Source organism: Kitasatospora sp. NPDC097643, from assembly GCF_040302625.1.
Classification (GTDB): Bacteria; Actinomycetota; Actinomycetes; order Streptomycetales; family Streptomycetaceae; genus Kitasatospora.
This window is the reverse complement of the sequence record NZ_JBEOSA010000011.1, coordinates 79,176-99,118: the sequence shown is the minus strand read 5'-3', so window position 1 is coordinate 99,118 and position 19,943 is coordinate 79,176. Positions and strand designations below refer to the sequence as shown.

At 73.5% G+C, this 19,943-nt stretch carries 17 protein-coding genes; 11 read left to right on the top strand and 6 right to left on the bottom strand.

The genetic code is table 11. The features are described from left to right. Position 1 precedes the first annotated feature (1 nt). Entirely contained in the window at positions 2 to 946 is a 945-nt protein-coding gene (locus ABTY15_RS10525; RefSeq protein ID WP_502893466.1) for an ornithine cyclodeaminase family protein, read from the top strand. Between the two features lie 359 nt (positions 947 to 1,305). After that, on the top strand, positions 1,306 to 2,013 hold the full coding sequence (locus tag ABTY15_RS10520; protein ID WP_350579419.1) for a GntR family transcriptional regulator: 708 nt from the start codon (positions 1,306 to 1,308) through the stop codon (positions 2,011 to 2,013). A gap of 105 nt (positions 2,014 to 2,118) precedes the next feature. Here ABTY15_RS10520 and ABTY15_RS10515 read toward each other — a convergent pair whose 3' ends face one another. Then, the gene (locus ABTY15_RS10515; RefSeq protein WP_350579417.1) at positions 2,119 to 2,799 is read right to left on the bottom strand and encodes an ABC transporter ATP-binding protein; all 681 of its coding nucleotides are present in this window, start codon (positions 2,797 to 2,799) and stop codon (positions 2,119 to 2,121) included. A gap of 73 nt (positions 2,800 to 2,872) precedes the next feature. Next, positions 2,873 to 3,949, bottom strand: coding sequence for an ABC transporter permease (locus ABTY15_RS10510; protein WP_350579415.1), 1,077 nt, complete (start codon positions 3,947 to 3,949; stop codon positions 2,873 to 2,875). Between the two features lie 163 nt (positions 3,950 to 4,112). Between ABTY15_RS10510 and ABTY15_RS10505 the strand changes: the two genes are divergently transcribed. The 3 genes from ABTY15_RS10505 to ABTY15_RS10495 all read left to right on the top strand — a co-directional run bounded on the left by ABTY15_RS10505 (position 4,113) and on the right by ABTY15_RS10495 (position 7,153). Next, positions 4,113 to 5,378: a sensor histidine kinase gene (locus ABTY15_RS10505; protein ID WP_350579413.1), complete on the top strand. Its 1,266-nt coding sequence runs from the start codon at positions 4,113 to 4,115 to the stop codon at positions 5,376 to 5,378. Continuing rightward, the gene (locus ABTY15_RS10500) at positions 5,375 to 6,013 is read left to right on the top strand and encodes a response regulator transcription factor (protein WP_350579410.1); all 639 of its coding nucleotides are present in this window, start codon (positions 5,375 to 5,377) and stop codon (positions 6,011 to 6,013) included. Before ABTY15_RS10505 ends, ABTY15_RS10500 begins: the two co-directional genes overlap by 4 nt. 114 nt (positions 6,014 to 6,127) lie before the next feature. Then, complete coding sequence (locus tag ABTY15_RS10495; RefSeq protein WP_350579407.1) at positions 6,128 to 7,153, top strand: nitronate monooxygenase; 1,026 nt, start codon at positions 6,128 to 6,130, stop codon at positions 7,151 to 7,153. A gap of 32 nt (positions 7,154 to 7,185) precedes the next feature. Here ABTY15_RS10495 and ABTY15_RS10490 read toward each other — a convergent pair whose 3' ends face one another. Then, positions 7,186 to 8,658: an aminopeptidase P family protein gene (locus tag ABTY15_RS10490; RefSeq protein ID WP_350579403.1), complete on the bottom strand. Its 1,473-nt coding sequence runs from the start codon at positions 8,656 to 8,658 to the stop codon at positions 7,186 to 7,188. A 217-nt stretch (positions 8,659 to 8,875) separates the two neighbouring features. Here ABTY15_RS10490 and ABTY15_RS10485 point away from each other — a divergent pair, with 217 nt between their 5' ends. From ABTY15_RS10485 to ABTY15_RS10465, 5 genes are read left to right on the top strand one after another with little or no spacing between them, the layout of a single operon-like run. Next, positions 8,876 to 10,633, top strand: coding sequence for an ABC transporter substrate-binding protein (locus ABTY15_RS10485; protein WP_350579401.1), 1,758 nt, complete (start codon positions 8,876 to 8,878; stop codon positions 10,631 to 10,633). Between the two features lie 13 nt (positions 10,634 to 10,646). Continuing rightward, the gene (locus ABTY15_RS10480; protein ID WP_350579399.1) at positions 10,647 to 11,606 is read left to right on the top strand and encodes an ABC transporter permease; all 960 of its coding nucleotides are present in this window, start codon (positions 10,647 to 10,649) and stop codon (positions 11,604 to 11,606) included. Beyond that, positions 11,603 to 12,589, top strand: coding sequence for an ABC transporter permease (locus ABTY15_RS10475; RefSeq protein WP_350579397.1), 987 nt, complete (start codon positions 11,603 to 11,605; stop codon positions 12,587 to 12,589). The genes ABTY15_RS10480 and ABTY15_RS10475 overlap by 4 nt, the downstream gene beginning before the upstream one ends. Next, the gene (locus tag ABTY15_RS10470) at positions 12,589 to 13,587 is read left to right on the top strand and encodes an ABC transporter ATP-binding protein (protein ID WP_350579393.1); all 999 of its coding nucleotides are present in this window, start codon (positions 12,589 to 12,591) and stop codon (positions 13,585 to 13,587) included. Before ABTY15_RS10475 ends, ABTY15_RS10470 begins: the two co-directional genes overlap by 1 nt. Continuing rightward, positions 13,551 to 14,573: an ABC transporter ATP-binding protein gene (locus ABTY15_RS10465; RefSeq protein WP_502893473.1), complete on the top strand. Its 1,023-nt coding sequence runs from the start codon at positions 13,551 to 13,553 to the stop codon at positions 14,571 to 14,573. The genes ABTY15_RS10470 and ABTY15_RS10465 overlap by 37 nt, the downstream gene beginning before the upstream one ends. Before the next feature lie 250 nt (positions 14,574 to 14,823). On the opposite strand, the gene soxR is transcribed toward ABTY15_RS10465, so the two are convergent. Beyond that, positions 14,824 to 15,357: a redox-sensitive transcriptional activator SoxR gene (gene soxR, locus ABTY15_RS10460; protein WP_350579387.1), complete on the bottom strand. Its 534-nt coding sequence runs from the start codon at positions 15,355 to 15,357 to the stop codon at positions 14,824 to 14,826. Positions 15,358 to 15,406: 49 nt separating this feature from the next. Between soxR and ABTY15_RS10455 the strand changes: the two genes are divergently transcribed. Beyond that, positions 15,407 to 16,864, top strand: a complete 1,458-nt coding sequence (locus tag ABTY15_RS10455) for an MFS transporter (RefSeq protein ID WP_350579384.1) — start codon at positions 15,407 to 15,409, stop codon at positions 16,862 to 16,864. 66 nt (positions 16,865 to 16,930) lie between these two features. On the opposite strand, the gene ABTY15_RS10450 is transcribed toward ABTY15_RS10455, so the two are convergent. Together ABTY15_RS10450 and ABTY15_RS10445 are read right to left on the bottom strand one after the other, a co-directional pair. Next, positions 16,931 to 19,303, bottom strand: coding sequence for an immune inhibitor A domain-containing protein (locus ABTY15_RS10450; RefSeq protein ID WP_350579382.1), 2,373 nt, complete (start codon positions 19,301 to 19,303; stop codon positions 16,931 to 16,933). Positions 19,304 to 19,488: 185 nt separating this feature from the next. Further along, complete coding sequence (locus tag ABTY15_RS10445) at positions 19,489 to 19,866, bottom strand: YrdB family protein (protein ID WP_350579377.1); 378 nt, start codon at positions 19,864 to 19,866, stop codon at positions 19,489 to 19,491. Between the last annotated feature and the right edge of the window lie 77 nt (positions 19,867 to 19,943).

Here is a 19,943-nt window from a genome sequence, read left to right as displayed (position 1 = left end):
CGTGGACGACTGCGTTGCGCTGCCCGGCGCGGCGGCTGAGCCGCTCCAGTACGCCGTGCCGGGCGCCGGTGGGGTGACGCCGCTCCGGGCCGTCGAGGCGATCGAGCGGGTGCTGCTGGACGGGTTCGACCCGGAGGCGGCGCCGGCCCGTGCGAACGTGCCGGTGCCGGCCGGTGAGCTGCTGATGATGCCGGCGGCGGCGGGCCGGTACGCCGGCGTCAAGATCGCCGGGGTGGCGCCGGCCAACCCGGGCCGCGGGCTGCCCCGGATCACCGGGAGCTACCTGCTGCTCGACGGGCCCACCCTGCAGCCGCTCGCGCTGCTGGACGGCGCCGCGCTCACCGCGCTGCGCACGCCCGCCGTGACCGCCGCCGCGCTGCGCCGGCTGGCCGCGCCGGACGCCGCGCACCTGGTGCTGTTCGGCTCCGGGCCGCAGGCGTACGGGCACCTGGACGCGCTGCTCGCCGTCCGGCCGCTCACCCGGCTCACCGTGGTGGCGCGCAACGCCGAGCGGGCGGCGGCGCTGGCCGGGTACGGGCGGGAGCTGGGGCTGGCGGCCGAGGTGGGCGGGCCGGCCGCGGTCGCCGGGGCCGACCTGGTGGTCTGCTGCACCACCGCGCGCACGCCGCTGTTCGACGGCGCGCTGGTGCCCCCGCATGCCGTCGTCGCAGCGGTCGGCTCGCACGAGCCGGACGCGCGGGAGGTGGACGAGGTGCTGGTCGGGCGGGCCGAGCTGTACGTCGAGGCGCGAGCGGTCGCGGCCCGCGAGGCCGGGGACCTGATCGTGGCCGGGGTGGGCGGCCGGCAGGTGTGGAACCTGGCCGAGCTGGTGCTGGGCGAGGCGCCGGTGCCGGCGGACCGGCCGCGGTTCTTCAAGAGTGTCGGCATGGCCTGGGAGGACCTGGCCGTGGCGGCGGAGGTGTACCACGACAGCGGTGGGCGCTGATCGTGGGACAGCTGTGACCGGTGGCCGCCGTTCGGGGTGGCGACCGGTTACAGCGTGACGCCGATCGCACAAGTCCGTTACCACGGGCGGCGGTTGGGCGTTGTGAGGGAGGGCCGGTGCGGCGGGCAGGGATCCCCTGGCGCACCGGCCCTCTTCGGTTCGGTTCCGGGCGGCGCAGCGGAGGCTCGTGCGGCGGAGGATCGTGTGCCGCCGGCCGTTGTCACGGCAGCCGGCCGCTGTCACCATGGGTTTCGGTCGAGGTCCGGGTGCCTGACGGACCGTCCCGATCCCGGAATGTTGCACACTCAACGTAACGTGACATTGTACGCTGGTGTTCTGCACCCACCCGGAGGAACACCATGGCCGACCTCAAACCCCGCACCCTGATCTCCGTGCAGGAGCGGCTTCGCGACCAGGTCGCCCACGCCCTCCGCGCGGCCCTGATCTCCGGCGAACTGCGCCCCGGCGTCGTCTACTCCGCCCCCGCGCTCGCCGCCGACTTCGGCGTCTCCGCCACCCCCGTCCGCGAGGCCATGCTCGACCTCGCCCGCGAGGGCCTGGTCGAGGCCGTCCGCAACAAGGGCTTCCGGGTCACCGAACTCACCGAGCGCGACCTCGACGACTACACCGAGATCCGCGCCCTGATCGAGGTCCCGACCGTCGGCCGGGTGACGCGCACGGCCACCAAGGAGCAGCTGGAGCGGCTGCGCCCGCAGGCCGAGGCGATCGTCGCGGCGGCCCGCAAGCACGACCTGATCGGCTACCTGGAGGCCGACCGGCAGTTCCACCTGGACGTGCTGGGGCTGGCGGGCAACGCCCGGCTGGTCGAGACCGTCGGCGACCTGCGCAAGCGCTCGCGGCTGTACGGGCTGAACCGCCTCGACGAGCGCGGCGAGCTGGTGTCGTCCGCCGAGGAGCACCTGGAGCTGCTGGACCTGATGATCGCGGGCGACGCGGCGGCGGCGGAGGCCTGCATGACCCGCCACCTCAGCCATGTGCGCTCGCTGTGGGCGGGCCAGGAGGAGGCCGAGGCGGACCGCCCGGCCCTGCGGCTGCGGGCCCGGTAGGGGCGCGGTCACCCGCTCGGGTACGAGTACCGGCAACGGGTCGTCCCCCGCAACCGTCGGTGACGGTTGCGGGGGACGACCCGTTTCTCGCTGCGCGGCCCGTGCTCAGTGCACGGCGGGCACCGTGAGGCGGCCGTCGTGGACTTCGGCGATCTGGTCGACGGCGGTGAGGTGGGTGCGGTCGTGGGTGACCAGGACGGTGGCGGTGGCCCGGCGGTGGGTGAGGTCGGTGATGAGCTCCAGGACGGCGGCGCCGCGCTCGTGGTCGAGGGCGCTGGTGGGTTCGTCGATCAGCAGGACGGTGGGGTCGTTCATCAGCGCTCGGGCGATGTTGACGCGCTGGCGCTGACCGCCGGAGAGCTGGTGCGGGCGACGGCCGGCCTGGTCGCGCAGGCCGACGGCGTCCAGGAGCTCCAGGGCCCGGGGGAGGGCGGCGCGCGGGGAGCGGCCGTCCAGGTGGGCCATCACCTGGAGCTGTTCGGCGGCGGTCAGCGAGGGCAGCAGGTTGGCCTGCTGGAAGACGATGCCGATCCGGGTGCGGCGCAGCGCGGTAAGTTCGGCGCGGCTGAGGCCGGTGGTGTCGGTGCCGTCCACCACGACCCGGCCGGAGTCTGGGGCGATCAGGGTGGCGGCGACCGCCAGCAGGCTGGACTTGCCGGAGCCGGACGGGCCGACCACGGCCGTGATCGAGCCCTTGGGGACGGTCAGCGAGACCTCGTCCAGCGCGGTGAGCCGTCCGTCGCCGTCCGGGTAGGTCAGGGTGATGCGGTCGAGTTCGAGACTCATGCGCCCACCTCGCTGCGCTCGGCGGGGGCATTCGCCCACGCGCACCTTTTGATGGTCACTTCGCTTCGCTCGTTCAACGGGCGCTCCCGAGGGCGGTCAGTGGGTCGACGGCGGTGATCCGCCGGATGGACAGGGCCGCGCCGACCGCGCCGAGGGCGATCATGACGGCGGCGGGGAGGAGCACGGTCGGGGCGTCCAGGACGAACGGGACGGCGGAGCCGATCAGCGCGCCGAAGCCGGAGGCGATCGCGGTGCCGACGGCGGTGCCCAGCACCAGCAGCAGGACGGCCTGGCCGAGGGCGTCGCGCAGCAGGTAGCGGGTGGAGGCGCCGAGGGCCTTCAGCACCGCGATGTCGCCGCTGCGCTGAATCGTCCAGACGGTGAAGAAGGCGCCGATCACCAGCGCCGAGATGGCGAACAGGAAGCCGCGCATCAGCTGGAGCGAGCCGTTCTCGGAGGTGTAGGAGCCGATCGCGTCGAGCGCGTCGTCGCGGGTGCGGGTCTCGGTGCCGAGGCGGGCGTCGGCGGCGGACAGCTCGGCGCCCTTCGCGGTGGTGAGCGCGACCACGGTGGCGTGGCCGGCCCCGCCGGGGGCGAACTGCTGCCAGTCGGTGAGGCTGGTCCAGATCACCGGGGTGTGGCTGTACGCGGCGTCCCCGTCGACGGCGGCGACCCGCAGGTGGTGGCCGGCCAGGGTGAAGTCCGCGCCCGGGGCGAGGCCGCCCAGGTTCGCGGCGGCGGTCTTGGACAGGACGGCCTGACCGGGGGTGATCCGGTCGCCCTGCGGGGCCAGCCCGGAGCCGTCCGGGACGCCGAAGGCCGAGAGCGCGGCGGTACGGGTGCCCGCGGCGGCCTTGGTGGTGGTGATGCCGAGCGGCTGGGCGGAGCTGACGCCCGGCTCGCGCGCCCAGGCCTGCCACTGCTCCGGGGTCACCTGGGAGTCGGTGAAGGAGAGCTTCTGCCCGTCCGCGGGCCGGGAGAACACCAGGTGGTCGGCGGGCAGGCCGGTGATCGCCGAGATGTTCTGGCGGCCCAGCCCGGCGGTCAGTCCGGACAGCAGGCCGACCAGGACGGTGATCAGCACGATGACGGTCCCCATCAGGGCGAACCGCCCCTTGGCGAACCCCAGATCCCTCCAGGCGACGAACACGGCGGGCCTTTCTGTACAGCGGTTTCTCCGACGCTTCCACCCTCGCGGTGGAGGGGGTCCGCGGGCATCGCTCCGGGGATTGCATCCTCGGCATCAAAGGGCAGAAGCGGAGTTCAACCTTTTGATTGATGCCGGGGCGGGCGGGCGGCTTTAGGCTGGACGGATGGCGACCGAACGAACCCGTACCACCCCCGTCGCCCGCGTCCTCCAGGTCTGCCTGCACCTGCTCGTGGCGGGCCTGCTCGTCCTCGCCGTCGCCCGGGCCGTGACCGGCCGGGACGGCGATCCGGCGGCCGTTGCCGCCGCGGCATCCGCGATGGCCGCCGTGTGGGCCGTCGGGCCCGGGCTCGCCGCCGTCCGGCGGTCCCGGCGGGCCGCCGCGCTCTGGCTGGTGCTGCTCGGCGTCACCTGGGCCGGGGTGCTGGTCGCCACCCAGGACGGGGTCTGGCTGGCGTTCCCGCTGTACTTCCTCGAACTGCACCTGCTCGGGCGGCGCGGCGGGCTGACCGCCGTCGGACTCACCGCGGGTGCCGCGATCGCCGCCTGGTCCTGGCACCAGCACGGCTTCAACCTGGCCGCCGCGATCGGGCCCGCGCTCGGGGCGGCCGTCGCCACCGCGACCGTGCTCGGCTACCAGGCGCTGTACCGGGAGAGCGAGGAACGGCGCCGGCTCATCGACGAACTCACCGCCGCCCGGGCCGACCTCGCCGCCGCGCACCACGCCGCCGGGGTGCTCGCCGAGCGCGAACGCCTCGCCCGGGAGATCCACGACACCCTCGCGCAGAGCCTCAGCAGCATCCAGCTGCTGCTGCGGGCCGCCCAGCGGGCCCTGCCGGAGCGCACCGAGGCCGCCGCCGGGTACGTCGAGCAGGCCCGGCAGGCCGCCCAGGACAACCTGGCGGAGGCCCGGCGGTTCGTCCGGGCGCTCACCCCGCCCGCGCTGGACGACGACCCGCTGCCGGTCGCGCTGGAGCGGCTCTGCGCGACCACCACGGCGCACAGCGGCCTGCCCGTCCACCTGCACGTCTCGGGGGACCCGGTCCGGCTGCCGGTGCCGCAGGAGGTCGCGCTGCTGCGGATCGCGCAGTCGGCGCTCGGCAACACCGTCCGGCACGCGCAGGCCTCGCACGCCGAGGTGACGCTCAGCTACATGGAGGGCGAGGTGGCGTTGGACGTGTTCGACGACGGGGCCGGGTTCGACCCGGCGGCGGTCACCGGCCCGGCGGGCGGCGAGGGCGGCTTCGGGCTGCCCTCGATGCGGGCCCGGGCGCGGGCGCTCGGCGGCAGCTTCACGGTGGAGTCGGCGCCCGGGGAGGGGACGGCGCTGGCGGTCCAGCTGCCGGTGCTGCCGGTGGGGGCTCCGGGGGCTCCGGTACTGCCGGCGTCGTCGGGGTCCGAGTCGGTGTCGGCGGTCAGGGAGGCGGAATGAGCGAGCGGGTGATCCGGCTGCTGCTGGCGGACGACCACCCGGTGGTCCGGGCCGGGCTGCGGGCGGTCCTGGAGGGCGAACCGGACTTCGCGATCGTCGCCGAGGCCGCGACCGCGGAACGGGCCGTCGAGCTGGCGGCGGCGGGCGGCGTCGACGTGGTGCTGATGGACCTGCAGTTCGGGCCCGGCTCGGCGATGAACGGCGCCCAGGCCACCGCCGCGATCACCGCCCGGGCCGGCGGGCCCCGGGTGCTCGTGGTCACCACCTACGACACGGACGCGGACACCCTGCCCGCACTGGAGGCGGGCGCCACCGGGTACCTGCTGAAGGACGCCCCGCCGGAGGAGCTCGCCCAGGCCGTCCGGGCCGCGGCGGCGGGCCGCTCGGCGCTGGCGCCCAGCGTCGCGGACCGGCTGCTGGAACGGATGCGGGCGCCCGCGGCGGCGCTCAGCGCGCGGGAGACCGAGGTGCTGGGGCTGGTCGCGGACGGGCTGACCAACCAGCAGATCAGCCAGCAGCTGCACCTGAGCCAGGCCACCGTGAAGTCGCACCTGGTGCACATCTACACGAAGCTGGGCGTCGACTCGCGGACGACGGCCGTCCGGGAGGCCCGGGGGCGGGGACTGATCCGGTAGCCGGGCGGAGTCGATCGACTCCGCCGACCAGGCCGGCCGCGCCCCGCGCTCCCGAGGCGCCGCCGGGGCGCCGCGTAGGGTGGCGGAACTGTCGTCCGTGGTGGAGGAGTTCCGGTGGTCGTCCGTCTTGACGAGCTGGCCGTTGCGGTGATCGGCGCGCCGATGGCGGGTGGGGCGTCGACGCCGGAGCTGGTGGCGGCGGTGAACCGGGCCGGTGGGCTGGGGTTCCTCGCGGCCGGGTACCGGAGCGCCGCGGCGATGGTCGAACAGATCGGCCGGGTACGGGCGTTGACGGACCGGCCGGTCGGCGTGAACCTCTTCGTCCCGGCCCCGCCCGGTGATCCGGCGGCGGTGGCCGGGTACCGCGAGCGGCTGCGGCCGGAGGCCGAGCGGTGGGACGTCCGGCTGCCGGAGGAGATCGGGCCGGACCGGGACGACTGGGAGGCCAAGCTGGCCGCGCTGCTGGCGGATCCGGTCGAGGTGGTCTCGTACACCTTCGGGCTGCCGACGGCGGCGGAGGCGGCGGCGGTCCGGGCGGCCGGGATGCTCCAGGTGGGCACCGTGACCACGCCCGGGGAGGCGCGGGCGGCGGAGGCGGCCGGGATGGACGCGCTGTGCGTGCAGGGTCCGGAGGCGGGCGGGCACCGCGCCACCCACCACGTCGGGGACGAGCCCGGCACCCGCCCGCTGCTGGAACTGCTGCCCGCCGTCCGGGCGGTGACGGCGCTGCCGCTGGTCGCGGCCGGCGGGCTGGGGGACGGCGCGGCGGTGGCGGCGGCGCTGCGGGCCGGGGCGGTGGCGGTGCAGCTGGGGACGGCGCTGCTCTGCGCGGACGAGTCCGGCGCCTCGGCCGCGCACCGGGCGGCGCTCACCGCGCTGCCGGAGACGGTGGTCACCCGCGCCTTCACCGGCCGCCCGGCCCGCGGCCTGCGCAACGCCTTCATCGACCGGTACGGCCGCTACGCCCCGCCCGCCTACCCCGAGGTGCACCACCTCACCCAGCCCCTGCGCGCCGCGGCCACCGGTCGGGCCGACCTCCAGGCCATGCACCTGTGGGCCGGTACCGCCCACCGCGCCACCCGCCCGGGCCCGGCGGAGGAGATCGTCGCGGGGCTGTGGCGGGCGGCGCGGTGGGCCTGAGCCGTACGCGGTGGGCGTGAGCCGTACGGGGGTCAGCTCAGCAGGTCGGCCATCCAGGATTCGATGGCCGGGGCGGTCCGCGGCAGGGCGCCGGACATCAGGTGGGCGCCGTCGGCGGTGATGACGAGGTCGTCCTCGATGCGGACGCCGAGGCCGCGGAGTTCGACGGGGAGGGTCTCGTCGTCGGGCTGGAGGTAGAGGCCGGGTTCGACGGTGAGGACCATGCCCTCCTCCAGGACGCCGTCGAGGTAGCGGTCGGCCCGGGCCTTGGCGCAGTCGTGGTAGTCGAGGCCGAGCATGTGGCCGCTGCCGCAGAGGGTGTAGCGGCGGTAGAGGCCGTTGTCCTCGGCGAGGGCGTCCTCCGCGGGGATGCGCAGCACGCCCCAGTCGGCGAGGCCCTCGGCGATGACCCGCATCGCGGCCTGGTGGAAGTCGCGGTAGCGGGCGCCGGGGCGCAGCGCGGCGATGCCGGCGCTCTGGGCGGCGAGGACGAGGTCGTAGGCCTGGCGCTGGACGGGGGAGAAGGTGCCGCTGAGCGGGAGGGTGCGGGTGATGTCGGCGGCGTAGAGGGTGTCGGTCTCGACGCCGGCGTCGAGCAGCAGCAGGGCGTTCGGGTCGAGCGGGCCGTCGTTGCGGATCCAGTGCAGGACGCAGGCGTGCGCGCCGGAGGCGACGATGGTGCTGTAGCCGGTGCCGTTGCCCTCGGCGCGGGCGCGCAGGTCGAAGACGCCCTCGATCCAGCGTTCGCCGCGGTGGTGGCGCAGCGCGGTGGGCAGGGCGCGGACGACGTCCTCGAAGCCGGTCACCGTGTGGTCGACGGCGAGTTGCAGCTGGTCGACCTCCCAGTGGTCCTTGACCAGGCGCAGTTCGGAGAGGACGGCGGCGAGTTCGGCGTCGGCCTCGGCGCGGGTGGCGGCGCCGGGGCGGCCGGTGGCCTGGTCGACGTACGGGTCGGTGCCGGCCAGCACGCGGGTGGGCGGCTGGGGGCCGTCGAGGAGCTTGTCGAGCAGGTCGAGGTGTTCGGTGCGCAGGCCGGTGAGCTGGGCGGCCTCGGCGAGGTCGGGGCGGCGGCCGACCCAGAACTCGCCGTAGCGGCGGTCGCGGTAGAACTCGGTGCCGTTGGCGTGGTTGCCGCGCGGGGAGCGGGGGCGCAGGTAGAGGACGGGCTCGTGGCCGTCGGGGCCGGCCGGTTCGAGGACGAGCACGTGGTCGGCCTGGTCCTCGCCGGTGAGGCCGGTGAGCCAGACGTAGGCGCTGTGCGCGCGGAAGCGGTGGTCGAGGTCGTTGTTGCGGACCTTGAGCCGGCCGGCGGGGATGACCAGCCGTTCGCCGGGGAAGGCGGCGGAGAGCCGGGCGCGGCGGCCGGGGAAGTGCGGGTGGCCGGGGACGCGCTGGTCGGCGGGGAGCGGGGTGGCGGCCCACCGGGTGCCCATGAAGGCTTCCAGTGCGGGGGAGACCGGGAGGTCGTGGCTCCCGGTGTTGAGGCCGGTCTGGCGGAGGGTCACCGGTGAACTCCTATGCGGGGCGGGGGAGGTGTGGCACGGACACAGCTCGGTAACGGGCGGCGTCACCTCTTGTGCAGTGCAATTTCACATTACTATGTTACGGGTCACACCGCGGGAGCGGCTAGACCTCGACGGTCGCCCTCCCCGGTCGGACCCCGGACCAGCCCCGGGGCGGACCACGGGCCTTCATGGTGGGCCCCCCACAGCGGAGTTGCACATGACCAGGCGCACCCACGCCGCCCTCGCGGCGGCCCTCGCGGCAACCCTCACCCTCGGCCTCGGGGCCTGCAAGAACGACAAGAGCGACAGCGGCGGGGACGCCGGCAGCACGGCCGCGGCCTCCAAGGGCCCGGGCGCGGAGAGCGGCTCGATCATCGGCGGCACCCCGGCCAAGGGCGGCACCCTCAACGTCCTGACCAACCAGGACTTCGCGCACCTCGACCCGGCCCGCAACTGGGTGCTGCCGCACATGGACTTCGGCACCCGGCTGATCTACCGCACCCTGGTCACCTTCAAGGCCGAGCCGGGCGCCGCGGGCAGCGAGATCGTCCCGGACCTCGCCACCGACCTGGGCAAGTCCTCCGACGGCGGCAAGGTGTGGACCTTCACCCTGAAGGACGGCCTCAAGTACGAGGACGGCAGCCTGATCAAGTCCGCCGACATCAAGTACAACGTCGAGCGGTCCTTCTCCCCGGACCTCACCGGCGGCCCCGACTACGCGATCCAGTACCTGGCCGGCGGCGAGAACTACAAGGGCCCGCTCGGCGGCGAGCACCTGGCAAGCATCGAGACTCCCGACGACAGGACCATCGTCTTCCACCTGAAGCGCGCGGTCGCCGAGTTCTCGTACACCACCACCCTGCCGACCTTCTCCCCGGTGCCGCAGGCCCAGGAGAAGGGCACCCAGTACGACTCGCGGCCGTTCTCCTCCGGCCCGTACAAGATCGAGACCTACGACCGGGGCAAGCAGCTGGTGCTGGTCCGCAACACCAACTGGGACCAGGCCAGCGACACCGTCCGCAAGGCGTACCCGGACCGGATCGTGGTCACCCAGGGCCTGAAGGGCGGTCAGGTCGACGACCGGATCATCGCCAGCGACGGCGCGGACGCCTCCGCGATCGAGATGCCGTGGATGCAGCACGAGTCGGTGTCCAAGGTGCTGCCCAAGGCCGACGTCAAGGCCCGGATGGCGGCCGAGCGGACCGGCTGTACCGACATGCTGTTCATGAACACCGCCAAGGCGCCCTTCGACGACCCGAAGGTGCGCGAGGCGATGATGTACGCGGTCGACCGCGAGGCCCAGGTCACCGCGTTCGGCGGCCCGGCGATGGCCGACGTCGCGACCTCCTTCCTGCCGCCCGCGCTGACCGGCGGCGACAAGGCCGACCCGCTGAAGATCCCGGCCGCCGGTGACCCGGCGAAGGCCAAGGACCTGCTGAAGGCGGCCGGCAAGTCCGACCTCAAGGCCTCGCTCACCGTCTCGCTCGGCGACAAGACCCGCGCCGAGGCGATCCAGCAGTCGCTGGCCAAGGCCGGCGTCCAGGTCACCGTCAACACCGTGGACCCGTCCGCCTTCGCCGACACCGTCGGCGACACCAAGAACGCCCCCGACCTGGTCATCCAGGGCTGGTGCCCGGACTACCCCTCCGCCGCGACCTTCTTCCCGTTCCTGTTCGACGGCCGGACCATCAAGGAGAAGGGCAACCAGGGCAACTACAGCCAGTTCAAGGACCAGGCCACGATGGACCGGATGGACCAGATCGCGGCCATGACGGACGTCGCCGAGGCCAACAAGGCCTGGCAGCAGCTGGACCAGGACCTGCTGAAGAAGGCCCCGGCCGTCCCGCTGATGTGGCAGCGCCGCCCGCTGCTGACCGGCAGCAACGTGGCCGGCGCGTTCGGCAACTCCGGCTACGCCGGCATGATCGACATGGCCGTGGTCGGCCTCAAGGACCCCTCGAAGAGCAAGGGCTGAGGGACCGCCGCGCATGAGTACCACCACTGAGCCCGTCGCCGTGGACACCACGGCGGCGGGCCCCGCGAAGGCCGCCGGGCGCGGGCCGTGGCGGCTGGTCTGGGACCAGCTGTGGGCCCGCGGTTCGGCCCGGTTCGGCCTGATCACCGTCGGCGTGCTGGTCCTGGCCGCCGCCCTGGCCGGTCCGCTGAGCTCGCTCGGCGGCTGGTCCCCCGAGGAGTTCGACAAGCGCTCCATCGACGCCTACCTGGGCGGCATGCCCAAGGGCGACTTCGGCGGCATCAGCACCCGGCACTGGCTGGGCGTGGAGCCGATCACCGGGCGCGACCTGTTCGCCCGGGTGCTGCACGGCGGGCAGGTCTCGCTGCTGATCGCCTTCACGGCGACCGCCGTGGTCGTGGTCGTCGGCACCACGGCCGGCATCGCGGCCGGCTACTTCGGCGGCCGCACCGACACCGTGCTGTCCCGGCTGATGGACCTGACCATGTCCTTCCCCTCGCTGATCTTCATGATCGCGATGATGTCGGTGGCCAAGGACGTCAACCGGATCCTGCTGATCACCCTGGTGATCGGCCTGTTCACCTGGCCCGGCATCGCCCGCGTGGTCCGCGGCCAGACCCTCTCGCTCAAGCACCGCGAGTACGTGGAGGCCGCCAAGGTCGGCGGCGCCCGCTCCTGGCGGATCCTCACCCGGGAGATCCTGCCGAACGTCTCCGGCCCGATCATCGCGTACACCACGCTGCTCGTCCCCGGCATGATCGCCACCGAGGCCGCGCTCAGCTACCTCGGCGTGGGCGTGCGCCCGCCGACCGCGTCCTGGGGCCAGATGATCGCCGAGAGCATCCTGCACTACGAGACCGACCCGACGTACTTCCTCATCCCGACGGTCTTCCTGTTCCTCGCCGTGCTCGCCTTCACCCTGCTCGGGGACGCGCTGCGCGACATCCTCGACCCCCGGGGAGGCCGGTCGTGATCCTCTACCTCGGCCGCCGGCTGATCGGCGTCGCGGGCATCCTGCTCGCCATCTGCGCCATCACCTTCACCATCTTCTACCTGCTGCCGAACGACCCGGCCGCGGCGGCCTGCGGCAAGACCTGTAGCCCCGAGCGGCTGGCCGACGTCAAGGCGGCGATGGGCCTGGACAAGCCGATCTGGGACCAGTTCCTCGGCTACCTGACCGGCATCTTCGCGGGCCGCGACTACGGCACCGGGCCGAGCGCGCTGCACTGCGAGTTCCCCTGCCTCGGCTACTCCTACGAGTACGGGCTGCCGGTCTGGGACCTGCTCACCGACCGCCTGCCGGTCTCGATCTCGCTGGCCCTCGGCGCCTCGCTGCTCTGGCTGCTGCTCGGCCTCGGTGCGGGCGTCACCTCGGCGCTGCGCAAGGGCGGCGTCACCGACAAGGCCCTGATGGTGCTCTCGGTCGGCACCGCCTCGCTGCCGGTCTACTTCACCTCGATCATGCTGATCTGGGGCGTGGTCAGAACGGCCGGACTGCTGCCCTACCCGGCCTACCACAAGTTCACCGAGAACCCCGTGGAGTGGGCCTCCAACCTGCTGCTGCCGTGGATCGCGCTGGCCCTGCTGTACGCGGCGATGTACGCCCGGCAGAGCCGCAACTCGATGATCGAGGCGATGGCCGAGCCGTACATCCGCACCGCCCGCGCCAAGGGGCTGCCGGCCCGGACGGTGACCGTCAAGCACGGGCTGCGCTCCGGGATGACGCCGATCCTCACCATCTTCGGCATGGACCTCGGCGGCCTGCTCGCCGGCGCCGTCATCACCGAGTCCATCTTCGGCCTGCCCGGCGTCGGCCGGCTGTTCTACGACGGTCTGGCCCGTTCCGACCAGCCCGTCATCCTCGGTGTCACCCTGCTCGCGGCCTTCTTCATCGTCGCGGCGAACCTGCTGGTCGACCTGCTCTACGCGTTCGTCGACCCGAGAGTGAGGTACTGATGACCGCTCTGTTGGAGGTCGAGGACCTCAGGGTCTCCTTCGACACGCCCCGGGGCACCGTCCGGGCGGTGGACGGCATCTCCTTCACCGTCGAGGCCGGGCGGACCCTCGGCCTGGTCGGCGAGTCCGGCAGCGGGAAGTCCGTCACCTCGCTCGCCGTCATGGGCCTGCATCGCGGGGCCGCCGTCACCGGCTCGATCCGGCTCGCCGGGCAGGAGCTCAACGGGCTCGGCGAGCGGGAGCTGGGCGCCGTGCGCGGCCGCCGGATCGCGATGATCTTCCAGGACCCGCTGTCCAGCCTGCACCCCTTCTACACCGTCGGGGAGCAGATCGCCGAGCACTACCGGGTGCACTTCAAGGCCTCCCGCAAGGCGGGCCGGGAGCGCGCGATCGAGATGCTGGCCGAGGTCGGCATCCCCGAACCGGCCCGCCGGGTCGACGAGTACCCGCACCAGTTCTCCGGCGGCATGCGCCAGCGAGTCATGATCGCCATGGCGCTCGCCTGCGAGCCCGACCTGCTGATCGCCGACGAGCCCACCACGGCCCTCGACGTCACCGTGCAGGCGCAGATCCTCGACCTGATCGCCCGCATCCAGCAGGAGCGCGGCCTCGGCGTCGTCATGATCACCCACGACCTGGGCGTGGTCGCCCGGGTCGCCCACGAGGTGCTGGTCATGTACGGCGGCCGGGCCGCCGAACAGGCCCCGGTGGACCGGCTGTTCGCCACCCCGGCGCACCCGTACACCCGCGGCCTGCTCGACTCGCTGCCCCGCCTGGACGACACCGACGACGCCCCGCTGCGGGCCATCCCCGGCAGCCCGCCGTCGCTGATCGCCCCGGCTCCCGGCTGCTCCTTCGCGCCGCGCTGCGCCCGCACCACCGCCGCGACCGCCGAGGAACACGCCCGCTGCCTGGCCGAACGCCCCGAGTTCGGCCCGCGCGCCCCCGGCCACCAGGCCGCCTGCCATCTGCCGCTGGTGCCGGAGGTAGCCCTGTGAGCCCTGAGAACCGCGAACCGCTGCTGTCCGTCCGGGACCTGGTCAAGACCTTCCCCGGCCGGCGCGGGCGCACCGGCCGGGCCGGCGCCCCGATCCGGGCCGTGGACGGGGTCAGCTTCGACGTCGGCACCCGCGAGACGCTCGGCCTGGTCGGCGAGTCGGGCTGCGGGAAGTCCACCACCGGCCGGATGATCGTCCGGCTGCTCGACCCGACCTCGGGCACCGTCACCTTCGACGGCACCGAGATCGGCGGGCTCTCCCAGGCCCAACTGCGGCCGCACCGACGGCACTTGCAGATGGTCTTCCAGGACCCGTACTCCTCGCTCAACCCCCGGCAGACGGTCGCCCGGATCATCTCCGAGCCGCTGCTGGTCCAGGGGACGAGTGCGGCGGACGCGCGCAAGCGGGCCGGCGAGCTGATGGAGCTGGTCGGGCTCATCCCCGAGCACATCGACCGCTACCCGCACGAGTTCTCCGGCGGCCAGGCGCAGCGGATCGGCATCGCCCGTTCGCTGGCCACCTCGCCGAAGCTGGTGATCGCCGACGAGCCGGTCTCCGCGCTCGACGTGTCCATCCAGGCCCAGGTGGTCAACCTGATGGAACGGCTCCAGCAGGAGCTCGGGCTGGCGTACGTGTTCATCGCGCACGACCTCTCGGTGGTCAAGCGGGTCTGCGACCGGGTCGCGGTGATGTACCTCGGGCGGATCGTCGAGATCGGCGACAAGGCCGAGGTGTACGGCAGCCCCGCGCACCCGTACACCCGGGCGCTGCTGTCCGCGGTGCCGCTGCCGGACCCGGCGGCCGAGCGCGGGCGGGATCGGATCGTGCTGCTCGGCGACCCGCCGAGCCCGGCGAACCCGCCGTCCGGCTGCACCTTCCACCCGCGCTGCCCGAAGGCGCAGGAGGTCTGCCGGACCGAGCGGCCGCTGCTCCAGATCGCCGGGCCGGGCGGCCGGCAGGCGGCCTGCCACTTCCCGGAGGCCTGAGCCGGGGCCCGAGTCTCCGGGAAGCCGGAGCCGGGCGGGCTGAGCCTCCGGGAGGAGGCCTCGGCCGGAAAACCGAAAGACCCCCGGTCGGACGTGGCGGGGAACCTCACGAGGGCCGCGTCCGACCGGGTTCCAGGCGTCGCCCGGGGCCGTCCGGCCGGGTCACGCCTGGCGGGCGTGTCCGAGCGGCGCGCCCCGGGCCCGTCGTCACGACGGGCCCGCCGGGCCCGGCGGTGGGCCCGGTCGCGGGTCACCCGTGGTGGCCCGGTTCGGGACTTGGTTCGGAGCCTGGTTCGGGGCCCGGTCCGGGACCCGTCGAGGGGTCCGGCGGTGGGCCGCCCGGCAGCAGCCGGCGGGGGCCGGGCCCCTCGGCGGCGAGTTCGTCGCCCGGGTTGAGCACCCGGCAGCGGCGCAGCGACACGCAGCCGCAGCCGATGCAGCCGGTCAGCTCCGCCTCCAGCCGCTCCAGCTCGGCCCGCCGGGCGCGCAGCTGCTCCGCCCAGCGCCGCGAGATGCGCTCCCAGTCGTGCTTGCCCGGCATCCGGTCCTCGGGGAGCCCGGTGAACACCTCGGCGACCTCGGCGAGCGGGATGCCGAGCCGCTTGGCGACCAGGATCAGCGAGATCCGCCGCAGCACGTGCCGCCGGTAGCGGCGCTGGTTCCCGGTGGAGCGCTCCGAGGAGATCAGCCCCTGGTCCTCGTAGAAGCGCACCGCCGAGGTGGCGATGCCGGCCCGCCGGGCCACTTCGCCGACGCTCAGCAGGTCGACCGGTGCGGTGGTCATCAGCCCGCTCCTTGACTTCAAGTGCTGTTGAAGTCCTAGCGTACCGGACGTGACCGAATCGACCGCTGTACAGAGCGCTACCACCGGTGCCGAGCAGGACAGTTACCCTTCGGGGCGGACGTCCGCCGGCCCTTCGGGCGGCTGGCGTGAACTCTTCTCCGGGCGCTACCTCGCGGCGGCGTCGATCCTGGCCGGCGGGGTCGCGCTGTACGCGATGAACCTCTACTTCACCGCCGCCCTGATGCCCTCGATCGTGGCCGACATCGGCGGCGAGCGGTACTACGCCTGGGTCGCCACCGGCTTCCTGACGGCCGCCGTGATCGCCTCCATGCTGGTCAGCCGGCTGCTCGACCGGCTGGGCGCCGCGCGCGCCTACGTCCTCGGGTTCCTGGTCTTCGGCGTCGGCGCCGCGCTGAACGCGGCCAGCCCCTCGATGGCGGCGCTGATCGTCGGCCGGGTGGTGCAGGGCCTCGGCGGCGGGCTGGTGGCCGGGCTCGGCTACGCCGTGATCCGCGGCGCGCTGCCGGAACGGCTGTGGACCCGCGCGGCCGGGCTGGTCTCGGCGATGTGGGGTGTCGGCACCCTGGTCGGGCCCTCGCTGGGCGGGCTCTTCGCCCAGCTGGGCGCCTGGCGCTGGGCGTACGTCCTGCTGCTGCTCGCCGCGCTGGCACTGGCCGCGCTGGCCCGCCGGGTGCTGCCCGGGCCGTCCGGCCCGGGGCGGGCCGCCGAGCCGGTGCCGCTGGCCTCGCTGGTGCTGCTGACCCTGGCGGCGGCCGGGTTCAGCATCAGCTCGACCGTGCCGCGCGGCTGGCCGACGGCCCTGTGCATCCTGGCCGGACTGGCCCTGCTGGTGGGTTTCGTGCTGGCCGAGCGCCGGGGCGGGGCGACCGTGCTGCCGCGCCGGACCTACCGGGCCGGGAACGGTCTGAAGTGGCTCTACCTGACCGTCGCGGTGCTGTGCGCGGGCGTGATGGCGGAGAACTTCATCCCGCTGTTCGGGCAACGCCTCGGCGGGCTGGGCCCGCTGGTGGCCGGCTTCCTCGGTGCCTCGGTGTCGGCGGGCTGGACCACGGCACAGCTGTTCAGCGTGGGCATCGAGTCGGCCCGCGGCCGGGCCCGGGCGATCCGCACCGGACCGGTGGTGCTCACCGCCGGGCTGCTCGGGTACGGGCTGCTGCAGAGCGGCGAGGCCTCCGGCGTGCGGGTGGTGCTGTGGGCGGTGACGCTGTTCGCGGCCGGGACCGGGATCGGCCTGGCCTTCCCGCACCTGAGCGTGGCCGCGATGCGCAGCAGCGCCGACCCGGCCGAAGGCGGCAAGGCGGCCGCCGCGCTCAACACCACCCAGCTGATCGCCTTCTCGGTGACCTCGGCGCTGGCCGGCACCCTGGTCAGCCTGGGCGGGTCGGCCCTGCTGGACTCGGCCCGGTACATGACCTACGGGATCGCCGCGATCACCCTGCTCGGGGTGGGCACGGCCGCGCGCACCGCCCGGCGCCTGGGGCGGTGAGTCCTTACGAGCGAGCCCCGGGTCCGTTTCGTCGGGGCCCGGGGCTCGCTTGCTACCGATGGACCGTCAGGAGGCGGGGCCCACCCGGACGGTGGTGATCCGGCCGCCCTGGGACTCCCGGACGACCTCGATGTTCGTGTTGGTGTCCGGCACCTTCACGGTGAGCTGCGGGGTCGCCGGGTCGCTGTAGACGCCGGTGTGGTCGTTGAAGACCGGCACGGCCGGCTCCGACGGGATCCGCACCGCCACGCCGCCCTTGTGCAGGGTGAACGCCGTGGTCGGCTTGAGCGAGAAGGTCGCGTCGAAGGTCTGCGCCCGCGCGTTCACCAGGCTGCCGTCGGCGAAGCGGATCGGCGCCGGGTGGGCGTCGATCGGCAGGATCAGCCCGCCGCCGGGGTGGTCCTTGGTGTTGTTGTCGCCGTACGAGGTGTCCCAGAGCCAGAGCAGGACGCCCTCCTGGTACGGGTAGTTGTCGACGACGTTGGCCTTGCCCTCGACGCCGGTGTACCCGAAGTTGTACGGGCCGGTCTTCAGGAACGCGCCGTAGCCGGTGTAGCGACGGTTCTCGGCGAGGTAGGCGCGCGGGTGCTGCTTGACCGCGGTGCGGCCGGTGATCACGGTGAAGCCGTTGACGGTCCAGCCGTTGACACCGTTCTCGGCGCCGTCGGCGAACAGCTCGGTGCCGCCGGCGGTGAGCTTCACGGCGTCCACCAGGACGCCCTTGCCGTGGGTGTTGCTGTCCGAGGTGGCGTGGAAGCGCAGCCGGACCTGCTGGCCGAGGTAGCCGTCCAGCGGGATGTGCAGCTTCCGGTAGGCGCCCGAAGTGCCGGTCAGCCCGGGGGTGTTGGCGCTGGTGTTGCCGATCGGCGCGCCGTCCACGGTGCCGGGCAGGGCGGTCCAGTGCTTGCCCTGGTCGGTGGAGGCCTCGACGGTCAGGAAGTCGTAGTCCTGCTCGATGTCGTACCAGACGGCGGCGTCCAACGCGGCCGGGCCGGCGGCCGAGCGCAGATCGACGTCCCGGGTCAGGGAGTTGTCGAGGTTGTCGCCGGTGTCGCTCCACCACTGCTTGCCGCCCTCGTACGGGTCGGCGAGGTCGGTGCTGGTGGTGCCGTCCGGCAGGTGGACCAGGACGGCCTGGGCCTGGTCGGTGTTGTAGCTGCTCACCCCGAGCGCGTGGCTGGAGCGGGTGGCGGCCTGCGCCTCGTCGTAGTTGAGCCAGCCGAACTGCAGCTTGCTCCAGGCGTCGAGGTCGCCGGGATAGCCGCCGGTGGTGTTCGGGCCCTTGCCCAGGTACGAGCCGGAGGACATCAGCGACCAGAAGTTGACGCTGTTGTCGCCGCCGCTGGTGCTGTACAGGTCGGGCAGGCCGAGGTTGTGGCCGTACTCGTGGGCGAACAGGCCGACGCCGCTGTTCTCGCCGCCCTGGACGTAGTCGTAGACGTACAGACCGGTGTCGCCGACCGGGGCGCCGCCGATCTTGTCGCCCTCCGGTCCGGTCTGGCCGGTGGCGTCCGGGAAGGCCCAACTGCGGTGCGCCCACAGGGCGTCCGCGCCCTGGGCGCCGCCGCCCCAGGTCTCGTCGACGCCCGCGTGCACGACGACCACGTTGTCCAGGTAGCCGTCGGGCTGGTTGAACTCGCCGTTCTTGTCGTGGTCGTAGCGGTCGTAGACGTCGTACTGGGCCAGCTGCGCCTTGATGTCGGCGACGCTGCGGCCCTTGGCGATCTCGCCGTCGTACCAGGCCTTCACGGCGTCCCGGATGAACTCCTGGGCCTGGGTCCAGGCGCCGGAGCCCTGCGGGCCCTTGTTGCTGCCGTACCGGGCCTCGTTGTACGGGACGGTGACCCAGTCGCTGACGGTGCCCTCGACGTCGTACCGGCCGGAGGACTGGGTGCGGTAGTAGTTGCGCATCGACACCGCGCCGGGCGTGTCGTCGAAGAACATCTTCTGGTAGTAGTCACGGCCGAAGTCCGACGACCAGAGCGTGTGGTTGTCGTCCTTGCCCGGCTTGGGGATCTGGTTGTGCCGCGGGCCGGGGGTGCCGCCGTAGCGGGGCTGGCCGTTGTACTGGGTGGTGTTGTCGACCTCGTCGCCGAACTGGGCGAGGATCACGAAGACCTTGTCCGTGCGCTGGTGGGCCAGCTGGACGTAGTCGTTGCCGATCTTCACCTTGGCGGGTGCCCGCTTGTCGGCGGTCTTGGCGACGGCGCCCTTGTTGAGCTGTTCCAGGGCCTTGGTGCGGAGCGACTGGCGCTCGCGCTCCTGGGGGGCGAGCGGCGCGGGCGGGGCCTCGGCGCCGCCGGCCTCGGCGCCCTGCTCGGCAGCGGCGGCGATGGTGAGGGGGGCGGGGGGTGCGGCCTGGGCGGGAGTGCCCAGGAGGGTGGCCGCTATCGCGCTCGTGGTGAGCGCGGCCGCGAGTGCCGCGGACAGTCTGCGCAACTGACCGGTCCTTTCCGGGGGATGGGGGAGGCTGGTCGTCTGATGAAGGGTTCTCAGATGAAGCGCAGGTAATATTTCACATGTCACGGGTCACGTGGAAGAGGTCGGGGTGTTCGCGTGCGAGGGGTCGGGGCAGCGCAAAGGGCGCCGCACGGAGTGTGCGACGCCCTCGCGTGGACGCGTCGTCAGTTCGCGGTGTACTCCACGGCCACGCTGACCACGGCCAGGACGGCGAAGACCGTCCCCAGGGTCGGCCGGCCCGCCGCGTGCAGGGCCAGCGCGCCGGTCGCCAGGACCGCGAGCTTGAGCACGATCTCGGCGGCCAGCGGCAGCCGGAACTTCGGTCCGCCCGCGGCCAGGAACAGGCCCCAGGCGGTGGCCGCCAGTGCGGGTGCGCCGATCCCGAGCAGGATCCGGGTGAGCGTGCTGGAACCGGTCTTGAAGCCCCAGTAGCAGAGTGCCGCCAGCAGCCCCAGTTCGAGGGCGAAGGCGAGCCCGCCGTTGACCACGGTCAGCGGGGTCCACTGCCGCTGCGAGACCGGGCCGGGTCTTTCGATCCTCATCTCGTTGGTTCTCCCCGTTCGTCGCCGCCGCCCGGGCCGGGCGGCGATCACGCGGGGAGTGTCGCAGCCCGGCCCGG